This is a genomic window from Prosthecobacter sp. (assembly GCF_044378005.1).
Lineage (GTDB): Bacteria > Verrucomicrobiota > Verrucomicrobiia > Verrucomicrobiales > Verrucomicrobiaceae > Prosthecobacter.
On sequence record NZ_JBILYB010000135.1, the window covers coordinates 1 to 16,175 of the forward strand.

The 16,175-nt window shown below is 59.4% G+C and carries 15 protein-coding genes; 6 read left to right on the forward strand and 9 right to left on the reverse strand.

Annotated features, from left to right (window positions below; all coding sequences use genetic code 11):
• On the reverse strand, positions 1-415 hold a 415-nt coding region (locus AC6FTP_RS20545; protein ID WP_497208779.1), incomplete at its 3' end, for an alkaline phosphatase family protein.
• Positions 416-850: 435 nt separating this feature from the next.
• Here AC6FTP_RS20545 and AC6FTP_RS20550 point away from each other — a divergent pair.
• The gene (locus AC6FTP_RS20550; protein ID WP_497208780.1) at positions 851-2,167 is read left to right on the forward strand and encodes a glutamate--tRNA ligase; all 1,317 of its coding nucleotides are present in this window, start codon (positions 851-853) and stop codon (positions 2,165-2,167) included.
• A 226-nt stretch (positions 2,168-2,393) separates the two neighbouring features.
• Here the strand turns inward: AC6FTP_RS20550 and AC6FTP_RS20555 are convergent, their stop codons facing one another.
• Together AC6FTP_RS20555 and AC6FTP_RS20560 are read right to left on the reverse strand one after the other, a co-directional pair.
• Complete coding sequence (locus tag AC6FTP_RS20555) at positions 2,394-3,500, reverse strand: inorganic phosphate transporter (protein ID WP_497208781.1); 1,107 nt, start codon at positions 3,498-3,500, stop codon at positions 2,394-2,396.
• Positions 3,501-3,510: 10 nt separating this feature from the next.
• Entirely contained in the window at positions 3,511-4,140 is a 630-nt protein-coding gene (locus AC6FTP_RS20560) for a DUF47 domain-containing protein (RefSeq protein ID WP_497208782.1), read from the reverse strand.
• Positions 4,141-5,048: 908 nt separating this feature from the next.
• On the opposite strand from AC6FTP_RS20560, the gene AC6FTP_RS20565 reads away from it, so the two are divergent.
• From AC6FTP_RS20565 to AC6FTP_RS20585, 5 genes are all read left to right on the forward strand, one after another.
• Positions 5,049-6,035 (forward strand): NAD(P)/FAD-dependent oxidoreductase, encoded by a 987-nt coding sequence (locus AC6FTP_RS20565; protein WP_497208783.1) that lies wholly within the window; start codon positions 5,049-5,051, stop codon positions 6,033-6,035.
• 61 nt (positions 6,036-6,096) lie between these two features.
• A complete protein-coding gene (locus AC6FTP_RS20570) occupies positions 6,097-6,960 on the forward strand; it encodes a hypothetical protein (protein ID WP_497208784.1) in 864 nt (287 codons plus the stop codon).
• Between the two features lie 5 nt (positions 6,961-6,965).
• On the forward strand, positions 6,966-7,982 hold the full coding sequence (locus AC6FTP_RS20575) for an ADP-ribosylglycohydrolase family protein (RefSeq protein WP_497208785.1): 1,017 nt from the start codon (positions 6,966-6,968) through the stop codon (positions 7,980-7,982).
• A gap of 37 nt (positions 7,983-8,019) precedes the next feature.
• On the forward strand, positions 8,020-8,208 hold the full coding sequence (locus AC6FTP_RS20580; RefSeq protein ID WP_497208786.1) for a TIGR03643 family protein: 189 nt from the start codon (positions 8,020-8,022) through the stop codon (positions 8,206-8,208).
• A gap of 125 nt (positions 8,209-8,333) precedes the next feature.
• On the forward strand, positions 8,334-8,663 hold the full coding sequence (locus AC6FTP_RS20585) for a DoxX family protein (RefSeq protein WP_497208787.1): 330 nt from the start codon (positions 8,334-8,336) through the stop codon (positions 8,661-8,663).
• A gap of 11 nt (positions 8,664-8,674) precedes the next feature.
• Here the strand turns inward: AC6FTP_RS20585 and AC6FTP_RS20590 are convergent, their stop codons facing one another.
• The 6 genes from AC6FTP_RS20590 to AC6FTP_RS20615 form a co-directional block, all read right to left on the reverse strand.
• On the reverse strand, positions 8,675-9,037 hold the full coding sequence (locus AC6FTP_RS20590) for a DoxX family protein (RefSeq protein ID WP_497208788.1): 363 nt from the start codon (positions 9,035-9,037) through the stop codon (positions 8,675-8,677).
• A 151-nt stretch (positions 9,038-9,188) separates the two neighbouring features.
• On the reverse strand, positions 9,189-10,076 hold the full coding sequence (locus AC6FTP_RS20595; RefSeq protein ID WP_497208789.1) for a DUF4159 domain-containing protein: 888 nt from the start codon (positions 10,074-10,076) through the stop codon (positions 9,189-9,191).
• A 90-nt stretch (positions 10,077-10,166) separates the two neighbouring features.
• Positions 10,167-11,618: a TolC family protein gene (locus AC6FTP_RS20600; RefSeq protein WP_497208790.1), complete on the reverse strand. Its 1,452-nt coding sequence runs from the start codon at positions 11,616-11,618 to the stop codon at positions 10,167-10,169.
• Positions 11,615-12,904 carry an HlyD family secretion protein gene (locus AC6FTP_RS20605; protein ID WP_497208791.1) on the reverse strand — a complete coding sequence of 430 codons (1,290 nt, stop codon included), beginning with the start codon at positions 12,902-12,904 and terminating at the stop codon, positions 11,615-11,617. The genes AC6FTP_RS20600 and AC6FTP_RS20605 overlap by 4 nt, the downstream gene beginning before the upstream one ends.
• Positions 12,901-15,126: a peptidase domain-containing ABC transporter gene (locus tag AC6FTP_RS20610; protein ID WP_497208792.1), complete on the reverse strand. Its 2,226-nt coding sequence runs from the start codon at positions 15,124-15,126 to the stop codon at positions 12,901-12,903. The genes AC6FTP_RS20605 and AC6FTP_RS20610 overlap by 4 nt, the downstream gene beginning before the upstream one ends.
• 59 nt (positions 15,127-15,185) lie before the next feature.
• Positions 15,186-16,175, reverse strand: a 990-nt coding sequence (locus AC6FTP_RS20615) for a lyase family protein (RefSeq protein ID WP_497208793.1), incomplete at its 5' end; no start/stop codon positions are given.

Genomic DNA, 16,175 nt, shown 5'->3' on the forward strand with positions numbered 1-16,175 from the left:
GCCAGATCACCCCCGCCGTGGTCATGCCCGCCTGCTTCACCACATCATAGATCGTCGGCGTCTTCACGATCTCCTCCTTGTTAAAGATGGGATCAGGGATCAGCGGGATCTTCTTCCACTCCGCGCGGCCCCAGTAATCATTCGAGAGCACGCCGTGCTTCCCTGGATTCACGCCCGTCACCAGCGTCGTGTGATTCGTCCACGTCACCGTCGGGAAACTGCACTCCATCCGCTTCGCCCGCACGCCCTCGGCGGCCAGCTTCTTCACTGCTGGCATGTGACAGCGCGGATCTTCAAAGTAGTGATGCGCCCAGCCGTCGATGCTCACCAAAATCACATGCTCCGCCGGTGCGGCAGTGACACGGACAGCGGCAAACAGAGCTAGGGCGACAAGAAGAAGGCGGCGAGGTTTCATGAGGTGCCAAAGAACGCATCACCAACCCCACTTTCATCAGCCACCCTCACTCAAACCAGAGCATACGCATCCAAATGAAAAGGGGCTTTTTGCGGCACGATTAACAAGATGGTCAGGATTAACAGGTCTGAAAAATCCTGTTCATCATGTGAATCATGTAAATCCTGTAACTGAGGCCATGATTTACAATCAGTTGTCGATTTGAGGCGCGAAGCCCTGCACCCAAACCTGCCTCTGGCATTTCCGAAAACTCCCTCTACTCTCCGCGCCCCGATCTCGGTTCTCGGTTCTCGGTTCTCGGTTCTCGGTTCTCGGTTCGCCCCTCGCGCTTCATCCAGTCATCCATCCACTTATCCCCACCCCCCGAGTTTGAAACTCGGGGTACCCGCTTACGAGTTAAAAACTCGTTCTACCCCCTTCTCCAAGTCTTCTCTCATGACCCGCGTCCGCTTCGCTCCCTCCCCCACCGGTGACCTCCATGTCGGTGGTGCCCGCACGGCTCTTTTCAATTGGCTCTATGCCCGCAAGACCGGCGGCACCTTCATCCTCCGTGTGGAAGACACTGATGGCGCGCGCAACACCGCCCAGGCCTCGGAGGGCATCGTCAAAGGCCTCCGCTGGCTCGGGCTCGACTGGGATGAAGGCCCCGATGCCGGGGGCGACTGCGGTCCTTATTACCAAAGCCAGCGCAAAGACATCTACGACGCTTACCTCGCCAAGCTGGAAGCGGCTGGCCGTGTGTACACTGAGGAAGGTGGCGCTGTGCGTTTCAAATTCAGCCGCACCGCCATCACCGTGCATGACCTCGTCTGTGGCGATGTCACCTTTGCCCCCACCGAGGAGCCGGACATGACCATCCGCCGCCCGGACGGCAGCTACATCTTCCACTTCGTCAACGTCGTCGATGACATCGAGATGAGGATGACCCACGTCTTCCGTGGCGAGGATCACCTCTCGAACACCTGGAAGCACATCGACCTCTTCCACGCCTTCGGTGCCACCGCGCCGCTCTACGCCCACATCCCGCTGATCCTGAACCCCGATGGCAGCAAGATGAGCAAGCGCGATGCCGGCAGCGCCATCGAGCACAGCTACATGAATGAAGGCTTCCTCCCCGACGCCGTCTTCAATTACCTCTGCACGCTCGGCTGGACCCCGCGTGCGGAAAAGGAAGTGCTCAGCCGCGCTGAACTCGTCCCCCTCTTCGACCCTGCTGAGATCCACAGCGGCAATGCCAAGTTCGACCTGCACAAGTGCCAGTGGTTCAACGCGCAGTACCTCCGCGCCCTCAGCCCCGAGGCCCTCTTCGCCGCCGCACGCCCCTTCATCTTGGCCAAAGGTTACACCATCACCGACGAAGCCGCCGCCACCGCCGCCGTCTTCAGCGTGAAGGAAAAAGTCAGCCTCCTCACCGAGATCCCCGCCTGGGTGCATTACTTCTTCCGGGAGGACTACCCCTTCGAGGCCGACGTCACCGAGAAGCTCAAGTCCAAGCCCGAAAACGCCGCCCTCCTCCGCGCCGCCGCCGCCGCCTTCACCACCCTCACCGAGTGGACGGAAGCCAGCGTGCAAACCGGTGTCGATGAAGCCGCCAAGGCCAACAGCGTCAAACCCGGTGCCCTCATGCCCCTGCTCCGCGCCGCCCTCAGCGGTCAGTCACGCGGCCCCGGCGTCACCACCATCGCCCACCTCGTTGGCAAAGACAGCACGCTGCGTCGGATCGAGCGTACACTGACGGAAGTGCTGGGCTGAAACCCACGGAGTGCGGAATTGATTCCGCCGCAGGTAGCCAGCACTCCACAGGGTTCATTTCCCCAGACGTGTCTTCAAGCCGAAGACCTGGGGACCGTGCGAAGCCTCTGTCTTGAGGCGTGATCCAGCATGCGCACGAGATGCGGCGGAATGAATTCCGCGCTCCCTGGAAGCAGCTCTACGAGGTCGCCACCTTCCGATGCAGGCAAGGGGCAGCAACCGAGGATCAGGAGGCGATGATCTTGTAGAAGACGTAGCCGAGCGTGGCGGTGGCGGGGATGGTCATGACCCAGGCCCAGACGATGCGCTCGACGAGGCTCCACTCGATGGCGTTCCAGCGGCGGGCGGCACCGACCCCCATGATGCTGGTGGTGATGGTGTGGGTGGTGCTCACAGGCATGCCCATGGCTCCGGTGACGGCGAGGATGGTGGCGGCGGTGGTCTCGGCTGCGAAGCCGTGCACGGGTTTCATTTTGACCATCTTATGACCGAGGGTCTTGATGATGCGCCAGCCACCAGCGTAGGTGCCTGCGGCCATGGTGAGGGCGCAGGTAACGATGATCCAGGTGGGGATGCTGGCGTTTTTGTCCGGGACCTGGAGGAAGTGCAACCAGGCGGGCAGGCCATCGAGCTCTCCGGCTTTCGTGGAGGCGAAGAGGGTGAGCATGATGATGCCCATGGTCTTTTGCGCATCCGCCATGCCGTGACCGAAGCCCATGTAGGCGGCGCTGACAATCTGGAGCCTGCCGAAGACGGTGTTGACGGTGTGCGGACGCCAGTTGCGGATGAGGATGAAGAGCAGGCCCATGACGGTGAAGCCGATGGTGAGGCCGAGCAGCGGGGAGGAGATCATGGGGATGACGACCTTGTGGAAGATGCCCTCCATGTCGCTGGTGGGCAGGCCGGTCTTGGAGTCGATCTTGGCGCGGGACCAGATGAGCACGCCCCAGTTCCAAGCGGTGGGAGAGGACGCCATGGCGGCACCGATCAGCCCGCCGACGAGGGCGTGGGTGGAACTGGAGGGCATGCCGAACCACCAGGTGAGCAGATTCCACACGATGCCGCCAAGCATGGCGGCCAGGATGGTGAGGGTGGTGACGGCGACGACTTTGTCATCAATGAGGCCGCTGTGCATGGTCTTGGCCACGGCCTGACCGCAGAAGGCGCCAATGAGATTGGTGCTGGAGGCGAGCAGGAGGGCCTGACGCGGAGTGAGCACCTTCGTGGAGACGACGGTGGCGATGGCGTTGGCGGTGTCGTGGAAGCCGTTGATGTACTCGAAGACGAGCACCACCAGCATCACCACAATGAGGAGGACCAAGGCGGAGGTCATGCGCGGGTGCTCAGGAGTATTTCAGAACGATGTGGGAGACGACATTGCCGGCATCGCGACAGCGGTCGTACACCTTTTCCATGAGGTCGTAGATGTCCTTCAGGAAGATGACGGTGACGCACTCGTAGTTGCCGGAATAGAGATCACGCAGCATCTCGACCATGAGCTTGTCGGCCTCGCCCTCGATGTAGTTGAGCTTAGCGCTGAGATCCTTGACGCGCTCGAGATGCAGCTTGCGGCGCAGCTCCTGGACGATGGTGACGACGGTGTCCGTGGCTTCCTGCATCATTTTGAGATGGGTGGAGAAGTCCACGCCCTTCAGCCGGTCCGGGGCGATGAGCATGCGCTCGGCGATCTTTTCGACGATCTTGGGAATCTTGTAGAGGGCGTTGGAGAGGGCCTCGACATCTTCGCGCTCCAGATCGGTGACGAAGGTGCGGCAGAGGGCTTCGTCGATCTGCTGGGTGATCTTCTTGTCCTTCTGACGGGAAAGGATGAGCGCCTCCATCGAGCGGTCAGCCGGGGTCTGATTGATCAATTTGGCCAGAGCCTCGACGCTGATGCGCGCCTCTTCGGCGCTGGCTTCGAGCAGATCATAGAAGACATCGGTTTTGCCGAAGATTTTTTGCAGGGAGATCATGGGAGAGCTGGGTTAGGAGCGCCGGAGTCAGAGCAGGGCTTGAGAAGTGTCAAGCAACGATCCTATGATACCCAGAGCATTGGCAGAGCTTCGCGCATCCCAATGAAAAGGGGCTTTTGCGACAGGATTCACAAGATTGGCAGGATGAACAGGTCTGAAAAATCCTGTTCATCCTGTGGATCATATCAATCCTGTCACTGAGGCTATGATTGACATTCAGTCCCCGATTTAATCGTAAGCCCCAGACCTTGGATTGTGATGCGCTTCGGCTTGGAGAGATGGGTGGATGGGAGGAGGTCGTGGGGCTGTCCGGCAGCGGGTCTTTTGAGCCGCTGGCAGAGTCTTGTCCGTGACGGCCAAAACTCCTTCCGCCTCTGAAATCCCCACCTGCAGGAAGCCCACGTTGAAGAACCCTCTCGACTGGAGAGCCTTGGGCTGGAAAAAGCCGCGCCCGTAAGAACACGCGATCAGCCACTCGTCAGGCATGTGTCTCAATGCGTCAGCGCATAGAACAGGATGTTGATCCCCTGCGGCACCATCCACCGCTCCGGATTTGGGTTCGTGCTCCATGCATAGATTGCATTGAGGCAGATGCTCAGAATGTCCCCACTGCTGAGACCGCGCGATAGTTCTGCGAGAACCGCGTAATCAGTCGATCCACGGCACATGAAGCGGTCATGCCATCATCTGTTCGCAGCCCTCATGCGTAAGTTGTGGCCACTATAATGAACCAACACCACAATTACCGTATCGGATTCGGCATTCAGCTAACACAGATATGACGAGGGTCAGACACACGGGCATTTTCTCTCTCAGGAGCAGGCCTCTTCGCTGCCTGGAAAAGATGACTCGCCCAGCACATGCCGCAGACGAGTACCAAACTCAGTTTACCTTCTTTAAAAAGCTCCATGCCGATTCATGAACCTACCGCAGATGTGCTGATCATTGGTACAGGCGTCTCAGGCCTCATCGCAGCGCGTGAGATTCAAAGCGCTGGTCGCAGGGTGCTCTTGCTGGATAAAGGGCGGGGTCTCGGCGGCAGGCTGGCCAGTCGTCGTATCGGTGCGGCCACCTTTGATCATGGAGCGCAGTTCATCACCACCCGTGATGCCCGTTTTGAAGAGATCCTTAAACAAGGCGCGGAGGCTGGCATGATGACGGATTGGTGTCAGGGCTTCTCCGCAGAGGCTGCGGGGCACACGCGCTGGCGCGGTCAGCCAGCCATGACAGCCTTCGCCAAATATCTGGCGCAAGGCCTGGAAATACGGATGGAAAAGCAAGTCGTGGCAGTCAGACGTGCCGGTGATCGCTACTCGGTCGAAACCAGCACAGGAGACTTTTTCTCAGCGGCGGCAGTGCTGCTCACACCTCCGGTGCCACAATCTCTCGCGCTGCTGGCAGCGGGTGAAATCGAACTCGATGGAGCGATGCGGACACGGCTCGAAGGCATTCAATACGAACGCTGCCTGGCCGTCATGGCGGCATTGAAAGAGTCGTCTTTGATTCCTCCCCCAGGAGGACTTGTGCCGACCAGCGGCCCCGTCTCATGGATTGCCGACAATCAGCTCAAAGGCATTTCCAAAGAGCCTGCGGTCACGATTCATGCCAATCATGAATTCAGTCTAGCGCACTGGGATGATGATCGCATGGAAAGCGGGCGGTGGCTTCTTGATGCCTCCAAACAATGGCTGGGTGCCGAAGTGCTCAGCTATCAGGTCCACGGCTGGCGCTACAGCAAGCCCATTCAAGTCGATGCTCATCGCTGCGCCCTGCTGCAGGCATCTCCACCCCTCGTGATGGCAGGTGACGCCTTTGCAGGTCCGCGAGTCGAGGGTGCGGCGCTCTCAGGATTTGCCGCAGCGGAGACGCTGCTCGCCCACTTGCCTCATTCATGAGGTCAAAGCCTACCGCTGGCCGTAAAGGCTGTGAAGATTACTTCCAACAACTCCCCGCTTTATGAAACTAGCCCCATTGATGCGCATCTCCCTGATGGGCCTTCTCAGTTCCTGCGCATCGACGCAGATCTGCACACGGCCCATCACCACCTCTGAGCCTGAAGCTCGTGCGCTTGTCACTGCCTCGCAGAAGGCTCATGGAAGTGCCGCCTTTGATCAAATGAGGGATTTAAGCGTGTGCTATGAAGGCAAGTGGGCAGCCATCGGGCCACGCTTTCAGCCCGTGCTCGTGGACTCGAAGTTCCGTGGCGGTTCAGAGGAGAGGATCATCCTTTCACCCAGAATCATCGCACAATCTCACACCGGTCCTGGAGGTGTGAAGAAGGTGCTGCGCTCGCCAGGTCAAATCGCCACCACTTACAATGGCACCGCCTCAGAGGATGCTGAGGCCAAGCAAGCGGCAGCGCTTGTGGCAGATGCCTATGCGCTCTTTTTACTTGGCCCATTCTACTTCCAGCAAAGCGGCACGATCTTCGCCATGAATGGTGAGTCCTTCGTCGATCAGGCCCTATGCGACGAGGTGCTTGCCAAACTACGTCCAGGTTTTGGCATTTCAGATGAGGACCGCGTCATCCTCTACATCGACCGCAGCAGCAAGCTGCTACGGAGAGTGCGCATGACACTCAATGGACTGGATAGCACCCGTGGAGCTGAGGTGGATGTGACCTTCCGTGATTTCAAAAGAATAGACGGGGTCCTCTGGCCTACTGACTTCGATGAGCGTGTGCGCAGCCCATTCAAGCTCCACGCTCATCATTGGAATCTGCGTGGCCTCGAGAGCAATCGTGGTCTGAGCGCTCGTGACTTAAACATCGATCATTGGACCCACAAGGCCGCCAAACCGAGCGCTGCACTACCCGATTGATCTATATGGAGAAGGCTCAAGACGCACTCACAGGACTCGCCATGGGCAGCTTCATCGCTGATGCGCTCGCCATGCCCGTGCATTGGTATTACGACCGCTCGGCACTCCGTGAGGACTATGGCATCATTCGTGACTACACAGCCCCGAAGTCACCTCATACCGGCAGCATTCTGTGGCGCTCTGAATACACCGCACTCAATGAGCGGGGGGATATTCTGCATGATCAGGCACGCTACTGGGGACAGCGTGGCATTCACTATCACCAATGGCTGAGAGCTGGTGAAAACACGCTGAACCTCCAGCTTGCCAAGGTGTTGTTGGACTCACTGATCGCATGCGGCGACTACGATGCGGATGACTATCTCACGCGTTATATCGATTTCATGCTAACGCCTGGGAAACATCGAGACACCTACGTCGAGGAGTGTCACCGCAAATTCTTCACTGCCTATGCGCGAGGCACCGCTCCGAGAAAATGCGCAGGCACAGACATCCACATCGGCGGCCTGGCCCATGTCGGCGTGCTCTGCGCCTATTTTCAGGGCGACCTCAACGCTACTCGTGACGCCGTGCGTGAGCACATCAGTCTCACACATCGCTCTCCTGACGTGCTCGCCGCAGCAGACGCCATGGTGAGGATGGTTTGTGATCTGCTCAAGGGCGCACCATTGCGTGAGGCCATACTCACCCATGGCAGCGACTGGTTCTCTCAACGCAAAGCTCTGGAGTGGTCCAAAGATCCCGACGAGGTCGTGATCGGAAGGCGCGTCAGCCCCGCCTGCTACATTGCCGAAGCCTTCCCCGCATCATTGTATCTGGCATGGAAATATGCCGAAGACTTTGAAGGCGGCATCACGGCCAATGCCAATGTCGGCGGCGACAACTGCCATCGTGGGGCCGTGCTTGGTGCCTTGATTGGCGGCGCGCTGGGCGTTTCAAAGATTCCTCAAAGGTATGTCAATGGCCTCGACGACTCTCCCCGCCTCAGAATTCAAATCGGAACCATCGTCGCTCGTCCATGAAGCCCCGCCGCTCCGCAGCGAACAAGCCTCTTTCGTCGTGCGCCTATTCTGGGAGGACCGCACGAGCTTTGAAGAGATCAGAGAGCGCACAGGCTTGGTGGAGAGCCAAGTCATCGACATCATGCGTCGTGAGTTAAAGCCCTCCAGTTTTCGTTGCTGGCGGAAGCCCGTCAGCGGTCGAGTCACCAAGCACCGCAAGCTGCTTGAGTTAAGGCTTGAAGGCTGACCGCAGCATAGCCGGGCAACGGATTCGCTGCATTTGGCAGAATGTCTCGCCCCACTCGCTGCTTGGCGGACGTATCGTTTATCCCAAGTAATTCACTGTCATCCAGGTGATTCAGAATCTTCGTCTTGAAAACCACCCTCATCCTCTTCTCCGCCCTCTCCTTTCTCGGTTATGGATCGGCGTGCTTTTTATCGAGCTACATGAAGCAGGAGTTTGTTCGCTACCGCTTGGGATCGCAACGCCTGCTGGTGGGCGTCTTGCAGTGGTGTGCGGGGATCGGCCTGTTCGCGGGAATAAGTTGGCCCTGGATAGGGCAGTTGGCAGCGGGCGGACTGGCGCTAATGATGCTGGTCGCCGTCGTAGTTCGTATCCAAATCAAGGACTCCGTGCTGCAAACGATCCCGGCGCTGTTTTACCTGGTGCTGAACACCTATCTCTGCCTCGCGGGATTTTAGCCGCGAGTCACCTACAGCAAAGCAATGGCGGCACACATCGCGAGCACCACGAGAGACGGAAGTGCCTTGCTGATAGGATCTTTCACTTTGAGGTGCATGATAAAAGCCCCCAGCATGAGCACTCCCATGCCCATCGCCGCCGGTTGTGCAACGCCGGGAATCCAGAGCGAGGCGAGGAGCGCCAGAGCCAAGCCCACTTTGAGAATGCCAATGAGATAGAAGAACGGAAAGGGCAGCCCATAAACGGCGAACTCCTCGCGCAGATTTTTCGCATCCTTGCCTCGATATGAGGTCGCCTTGCCGGAGCGCAAGAGCCAGACATTTAGAATGCCAAGCGAGACGATGAGTTTCAGAGCAATAAGGAAGTAGTCCATGATAATGAAGCAACCGATTCGACTTCGGTGGAATCAGGCGCAATTCAGATTGCTTCACTCACTCTAAAACTGCAAGCTAAACGCCTGTCATCGGCTTCAGTCTGATGCAACAAAGAGCAAGGTCGGATTTGTCACGCGCGGGGCATTCACCTCAATGCGTCAGCGCATAGAACAGGATGTTGATCCCCAGCGGATACGCATACTTCTCGGAGAACTCGCGGAAATACCAGGGGTCGGTGCCCTCTTCCTCCCAGCCGTCGCCGAGGTCGGTGTTGTGGCAGATCAGCATGACGATGCGCTTTTTGTCATCATAGACCGCCCGGTAATGCGGGGTCTCTGCATCCCAGCGCTCGGCGGTGATGCCCTGCTCCCGTCCTGCCATGGCATGACCCACGCTGGGGATCTGCGGCTTCACTTTCAAAGGGAATACCATGTGGAAGATCTCGTGCTCCACCGGCAGCTCGACCGGCTCACGGTCAGGAAAGATCTGCTTCAGCGCACTGTGGAAGACATCCCACTCCTCTTCACCCCAGAAATCATCCACCATCACAAAACCACCGTTCAGCATGTAATCCCGCATCACCTTCGCCTCCTCGTCCGTGATCGAGATGTTCCCCGGCTCGATCATGTAGATGAAAGGATAGTGCCGCATCTGCTCCGCCACGATGTCCACCACCGCGCCCTTCGGACTCACCTGAAGGGAAGTCATTTGTTGCAGCCGATACGAGAAGTTCAGGTCCGCGTCCGGGTAATCCGTTGCCCACTTCCCACCTCCGCGATACCGCCCCCAGCGTCCGCTGTCTGAGTTGTAACGAAGCCTGGCAAACACAAACAAGTCGTTCGGCAGCTCCTTCGAGATCGGCCAAGTCGGGAAGTCCATGAACTGCCCGCCCCTTCCCGCCTCGCGTGGATCTTCCGGCACGGAGCCGTCCTTGATGCCGAAGTTCGTCGGGTTGCCCGACTCACCCACCTCCGCCGCCCAAACCAGTCCGGTCACGACCAGGGCAAGCGTGCAGGCGATGAGGGAGTGGCTTTTCATACGAGAGAGCAGTGTGCAGGATGCGGACCAGTCTGCACAAGACTGGAAACGCCACCCGAGCGCATTTCTCGTGATTGATTTCAGCCTCGCCTACCTTCCGTCTGCCGGTGGGAGGGTATCGGGGATGACACGCTGGCTGAGTGCCTGCAGTTTCATCGCGGTGGATGCTTCGTAGTCGGCCTGGGAGCGGAAGTATTCGGCACGGGCATCGACCTCCAGCAGACGGGCATCAAAGGTGGCCTGCTCTCGGATTTGGAGGGCGAAGAGGTCGGCGGCGCCTTGCTCAAAGCGTTTCCGCTCCGCGTCTTCGAGCAGGACGGCCAGCTCCACGTTCCGCTTCGTCATGCCGATCTGCTCATGCGCTGCCTTAATGGCGCTCCAGGCATCCCGGACTTCGGCGACGATGCGTTCACGGGCGAATTTGGCATCGGCATCGAGCCGCTGAAGCTCGGCGGTAATGACTTCGAGCCGGCCCTTGGCTTCGTTTCGCTGCAAAGGCACCCGAAACTCAAGACCGATGGCGGACTCGGTGCGCTCGCGGTCTTTGTAGGGGCCGCCGCCGAGGTTTTCACTCACTGTGGCAGTGAGATCGAGGTTGGGGAGGAGGTTGTTCTTCGCCAGACGCTCATCGATGCCGAACTTCTCGGCCACGAGCCGGATGCGCCGAAGTTCCGGGCGCAAGCTGAAGGCATTTTGGATGTCTGGGCCGACCTTTTTTTCATTGGGCTGGACCAGTTGGGGGAAGCTGCCGGGCAAGTTGTAGCGCGTGATGACGGCGGGATCGTCCTTCTCATCACGATAGAAGAGGGAAAGCTCGATGCTGGCCGCTTCAAAGCGTCGCCGAGCCTGCACGACGGCGAGACTGCGGCTGACGACGAGACGCTCGTTGTCGATCTTCACGATGGGGGCCACCTGGCCTTTCTTCGCAAGCTCGGCGATGGCGCTGTCACGATCTTCGGCGATGCGCTCCAGCTGCTCCGTGACGCCGAGGCGCAGTCCCATGGACACCCAGTTGAAGTAAGCGCGTGTGGCCGCGCGGACGATGTCGAGCTGCTGCCGCTGGATGAAGGGATCGGCGATCTCCTGATCGAGCCGGGCTTTCCAAAGCGTGGCACGGCGTCCGTCGATGGGGCCATCACGAAGAAGGTTCAGCCGGATGCCCGCGCGGACTTCGCCATCGATCTGGGTGCGGTTTTTATCATAGTCAGCGAGTGAGCCTGAGCTGATTTTGTAGCCTGCGAAGACATTGCCACCCCAGAAGGGCAGGGGCTGGTCCAGGACAAAGTCGCCGACGCTGTTGTCGTAGTAGCCATTGGGATTGAAGCTGCCGTTGGCGCGGAAATTGAGGTCAAAAGCACCACTGGCCTGCCTGACGCGGCCTGCGGCGATGTCCCGCTCGATGAGGGCGATGAGGTAGGGCGGATACTTCGAGGTCACTGACTCGATGACCTGCTCCAGCCGGATCGTGTCAGCATGGCTGAGAGAGGCGGCAAAGAGCAAGCAGAGCCCCACTTTAAACATGGCAGCAGAGGTCGTCCTCATTTCTTCACCTCCGGTTCCTTCTCTGAAACGACAGGCGGGAAGCCATTGATCTGGCGCCAGATTTCCTTCCAAAGCGGGACCTGATTTAGAAGGATCCAGCCATTGGCCCGCACACCCTGACGGAGATAGCGGTTGCTGGGCCAGTCTTCGCGGTGCTCAAGTCCATCACGCGTGAGGATGTCGGGCTTCGGAGCCACGACGACGCGGAATTTGCCTTTGCCATCGTCGGCGGGGTCGATGAAGACCACTTCACCGCCGAAGGTGCCGACGGCGACACTCGGCCAGCCAACGAACTGGATGGCGGGCCAGCCTTCAAACTGAAGCCGGACCTCGCTGCCCGGACTGCTGCTGCCATCGGCATTGGTCGTGCGCGGGTGGATGAGCGGCATGTCATTGCCATCGAGCCACATTTCCACGAAGCGGCTGTCGGTTTCAGGAATGATCACGCAGATGGGTGAACCCGGGCGGAGGAAAGTGCCATCTGTCGCCTGCACGCTGAGCACGATACCATCACGAGGTGATTCGATGGTCTGGCGCATGTTTTGGCTGATCTGGATGTCGAGGGACTTGATGTCACGATCCGCCGTGGCGACCTCGGCTTGAGCGGTGCCTTTTTGGGCACGGATGCCAGCGATGGTGGCTCCGAAGTCGTTTTCGGTGCGCTTGAGATTGGCTTCGGCGGCTTTGTAGTTGGCGTCGGAGCTTTCGCTGAGCTGCTTCGCCACTTCATAATCACGTTCGGAGACGAGGCCGGACTTCTTCAGCTCGGTCACGCGGTTCAAATTCAGCGTGGCGGTCTCGGCGGTGATCTTTTCGGCGGCCACACGCTGCTCGGCAGCATCCAGAGCTTGCCCTTTGGCCTGCTCCTGCTGGCGGACCTGGAGTTCCAGGTCATCCACACGCTGGGCAGCAGCGGCTTTGCGCACGATGAGGGCATCGTGCTGCCCGCGCAGATTGGCAATGAGGTTCGGGTCGTTGTCCTGGATCTCCACGATGACGTCCCCCTTCTTCACGCGATGCCCTTCCATGACATGAAGCTTGCGCACGTTGCCGGAGACGGGGGCTTCGATGTTGATCCGGCGATCCAGCGGATCAAAGGCGATCACTTTGCCCGTGCCGCTGACAAACTGCTGCCAGGGCAGGAACCAGACGGCGAGAACAAAGATCAAAAAGAGAATGGCCAGCGCCCGTGCCATGAGCCGTGGCAGGCGTGATGAACCCGCAATGGCAATGGCGGGCAGATGCCCACGCAGATCAAACGAAGGAGATGAGGTGGCGTGGCTCATGGGGTGGTCGTTTTGAAGTCGGGATTGTCGAGATCCAGCTGCTGGGTGCACTTCGCCGCGACCAGAGGATCGCGCGTGGCGATGATGACTGTCCAGGGACGCTTCGGATCGAGCATGACGGCGGTGAGTTCATCCATGCTGCCGCGATCCATACCGTCGAAGACATCGTCCAGCAGTAGCAGGCGTGGCTTCATCACTAGAGCGCGGGCCAGAAGAAGCCGCGTCCGCTGCCGGGAGGATAGAGGCAGCCCACCGGTCACGAGGGCTGTGTGCATGCCTTGCGGCAGCGCCATCACATCTTCTAAGAGTCCCACATCACGCAGAGCGCGCTGAACTTCGTCCAAACCGATGCCCGGGCGACCCAGCCGAATATTCTCGGCGATGGTGCCATTCACGATGTCCTGGGACCGGATGAGCATCACGCTGGATCGCAGTTCTTCCAGATACCAGGACCGCAGATCGAAGCCTGCGATGCTGATGTGCCCGCTCGTGGGATAGCGCAGTCCAAGCAGGACATCCAGCATGGTGCTGCAGCCGCTGCCCTGGGAGCCCATGAGAGCTGCACGTCCACCCGCTGCGACTTCAAAGGAAACATTGCAGAACACCTCATGCCCGTTCGGGTAAGCGTAGGCGGCATTGGCGACTGAGACTGACACACCCTCACTGTTCAGGAGTGGCATGTCGCCGCTCTCGGTCTCGATCTCGAGATCAATCAGGTGGCCCAGCTTATCCACTGCGGCGAGCGCGTCATACCAGGCTTCAAACTTCTTCGCCAGCTTCGACAGCGAGGCGACGAGGGCACTGACGATCAGCTCACTGGCGACCAACTGGCCGATGGTCAGCTGCATCCGCAGCACCAGCCAGCCGCCAACCATCAGGAGCGCCGAACTGGCCACCACCTCCAGCAGCAGGAGTCCGCTGATCTGGCGGAAAAGAACCCGGAAATGTGAGCTGCGAGCATTGAGAAAGGCCCGGGTGAGCTGGTCGGCGCGCTCCGTGGCCATTTCATAGCCGCCCGGACCTTTGAAGAGTCGAGGATAACGGGCCAGCTCCTCCAGCCAGTTCACCACATCGTATTTGCAGATGGACTCCTGAATGCTGCTGCGGATGGCCCCACGTCCGAGCCCGAAGACGATGACAGAAAGGGCCAGGATCAGCAGGAGCGTGAACGCGAGCAGGAAAGGGTGGTAGAAGCCGAGCACCACAAGGCCGATCAGCCCGCCCAGCACGAGGTTGATACCGTCGAGCAGCAGCAAGGCGGTGCTTTTCTGCACCGTCACCACGTCGAGGAACCGGTTCACCATCTCAGGAGCATGCACCCCATCCAGGGAGTCAGCACGGACACGCGGCAGCCGGTAGGCCATGTCCGCCGCCACCCTCACGAAGAGCCTGCGCTGGATCACTTCGACGATGTAATACTGAAGCCCCCGAATGATGGCGGACAGCAAAAGGAAGGCGAAAAGCGCCAAAGCGATCACGATCAAGGCCTGCTGGAATGGCCCGCTCTGGGTGCCGAAGGCCAGATTGCTCACCAGGGCATTCACCGCGAGCGGCAGTGCCAGGTAGAGCAGACCTGTGATCACGCTGAAGAGGATGATCGTCCACACATCCTTCATTTCTGGCTGCAGCAGCCCGATGAATCTCCGCACGGGTGAAACATGCTCATGATGATCGGCATGAACGTCCTGCTGGACGTGGTAGGCAGGCAGCAAGGCACTAACTCGGTCATCCTGCTGGCCGCGCATGGCCTCTGCCGGGCGCTCAGGAGACACGACACCCAGATCCACGACTTCCTTCACGTTTTTGAGGCCAAGTCTGGACGCCAGCTCACAGCGGCTGATCGTTTCTGATTGTTTAGGCTGGTCAGGAGCGGACACGCGCACCCGGAAGAAGCTGTGCCGACGGAGCAGCAGCCAGCGCCCGGGGTCCGCCTGCCAAACGATGAGCGGCTGCTCCTCCCGCGCCATCCAGATGGCATCTGCCAATGAAAGCCGGAAAGGTTGGATGCTGATGCAAACCATGCTTGCGGCGCGAATCAGCCTTTCGAGCGGTTCGCCGCCCTCATTGGCGGAGTGAGCGGCGGCATGTTTGACGTCACCAGGCGGCACATTGACCTCCATGGCTTGAGCGAGAAAGCATAAAGTCTCCGCGTCTTGGACTGACGTGGGGACAGGGCTGTTCGGACGACGACTACTGTGGGGGGAGTCTGCGCTGGCAGGCATTCGGGACAGACATACGTTTTAAGTCCGAAATAGATGCATTCGGTGCAGAAAAATATTCTTCAAAGGATCGAGCCCGGCTCATACGCCGCTGCATCCGGGTGTGCCATGGTTAGCACGGATACCCGAGCGGCGAAGTGATCCACTTGCTCGCCAGCATCACCGGCATTCGCGCGGCCCTGCTCCACGAGCTTCTCAAAGGCCTCCGCCTTCAGACCCAGGCGCTCATCCGCCGCCAGTCGGCTGAAGAGCGTGTTGTGCGTGATCTTGCCCGTGCGCATGTCCTTGGCCACCTGCACGGCGTGTTCCTTGATCGCCTCATGCGCGGCCTCGCGGCCTGCGCCGGTTTTCACGGCTTCCATCAGCACGGTCGTCGTCAGCAGGAAGGGCAGATAGCGCATCAGCTCCTGCTCCACCACGGCTTCAAAGATGTCCATTTGGTTCAGCACCGTCAGCGTTGTTTCCAGAAGACCATCCATGGCCAGGAAAGCATCCGGCAGCATCACGCGACGCACCACGGAGCAGGACACATCGCCCTCGTTCCATTGATCACCGGCCAGACCGGAGGCCATCGTCAGATAACCCTTCAGGATCACATGGAAGCCGTTGATGCGCTCGCAACTGCGGCTGTTCATCTTGTGTGGCATCGCCGAGCTGCCGACCTGACCTTTGGCAAAACCTTCCGAGGCCAGCTCATGACCCGCCATGAGGCGCAGTGTCTTGGCAAAGCTGCCCGCTCCACTGGCCACATGCACCAGCGTGGAGATGACCTGCATGTCCAAACTGCGGGGATACACCTGCCCCACGCAGTCGAGCGATGCATGGATGCCGAGGTGATGCAGCACACGCTCTTCCAGAGAGCGGGCCTTGGAGACATCGCCATTAAAGAGAGTGATCTGATCCAGGCGAGTGCCCACAGCGCCTTTCAGACCTCGGGCGGGATAGGTTTGAATGAGTGCCTCCAGCGCCTGCACGCCCAGCAGCATTTCCTCACCAAACATCGCCAGACGCTTGCCCATGGTGCTCACCTGCGCCGCGACATTGTGCGTGCG

What these genes read in the sequence shown, in the direction of transcription:
- AC6FTP_RS20565 (WP_497208783.1), top strand. Translation starts at nt 5,049, where the DNA reads ATGCCGATTCATGAACCTACCGCAGATGTGCTGATCATTGGTACAGGC.
- AC6FTP_RS20570 (WP_497208784.1), top strand. Translation starts at nt 6,097, where the DNA reads ATGAAACTAGCCCCATTGATGCGCATCTCCCTGATGGGCCTTCTCAGT.
- AC6FTP_RS20605 (WP_497208791.1), bottom strand. Translation starts at nt 12,904, where the DNA reads ATGAGCCACGCCACCTCATCTCCTTCGTTTGATCTGCGTGGGCATCTG.
- AC6FTP_RS20595 (WP_497208789.1), bottom strand. Translation starts at nt 10,076, where the DNA reads ATGAAAAGCCACTCCCTCATCGCCTGCACGCTTGCCCTGGTCGTGACC.
- AC6FTP_RS20560 (WP_497208782.1), bottom strand. Translation starts at nt 4,140, where the DNA reads ATGATCTCCCTGCAAAAAATCTTCGGCAAAACCGATGTCTTCTATGAT.
- AC6FTP_RS20550 (WP_497208780.1), top strand. Translation starts at nt 851, where the DNA reads ATGACCCGCGTCCGCTTCGCTCCCTCCCCCACCGGTGACCTCCATGTC.
- AC6FTP_RS20600 (WP_497208790.1), bottom strand. Translation starts at nt 11,618, where the DNA reads ATGAGGACGACCTCTGCTGCCATGTTTAAAGTGGGGCTCTGCTTGCTC.
- AC6FTP_RS20590 (WP_497208788.1), bottom strand. Translation starts at nt 9,037, where the DNA reads ATGGACTACTTCCTTATTGCTCTGAAACTCATCGTCTCGCTTGGCATT.
- AC6FTP_RS20555 (WP_497208781.1), bottom strand. Translation starts at nt 3,500, where the DNA reads ATGACCTCCGCCTTGGTCCTCCTCATTGTGGTGATGCTGGTGGTGCTC.
- AC6FTP_RS20575 (WP_497208785.1), top strand. Translation starts at nt 6,966, where the DNA reads ATGGAGAAGGCTCAAGACGCACTCACAGGACTCGCCATGGGCAGCTTC.
- AC6FTP_RS20610 (WP_497208792.1), bottom strand. Translation starts at nt 15,126, where the DNA reads ATGCCTGCCAGCGCAGACTCCCCCCACAGTAGTCGTCGTCCGAACAGC.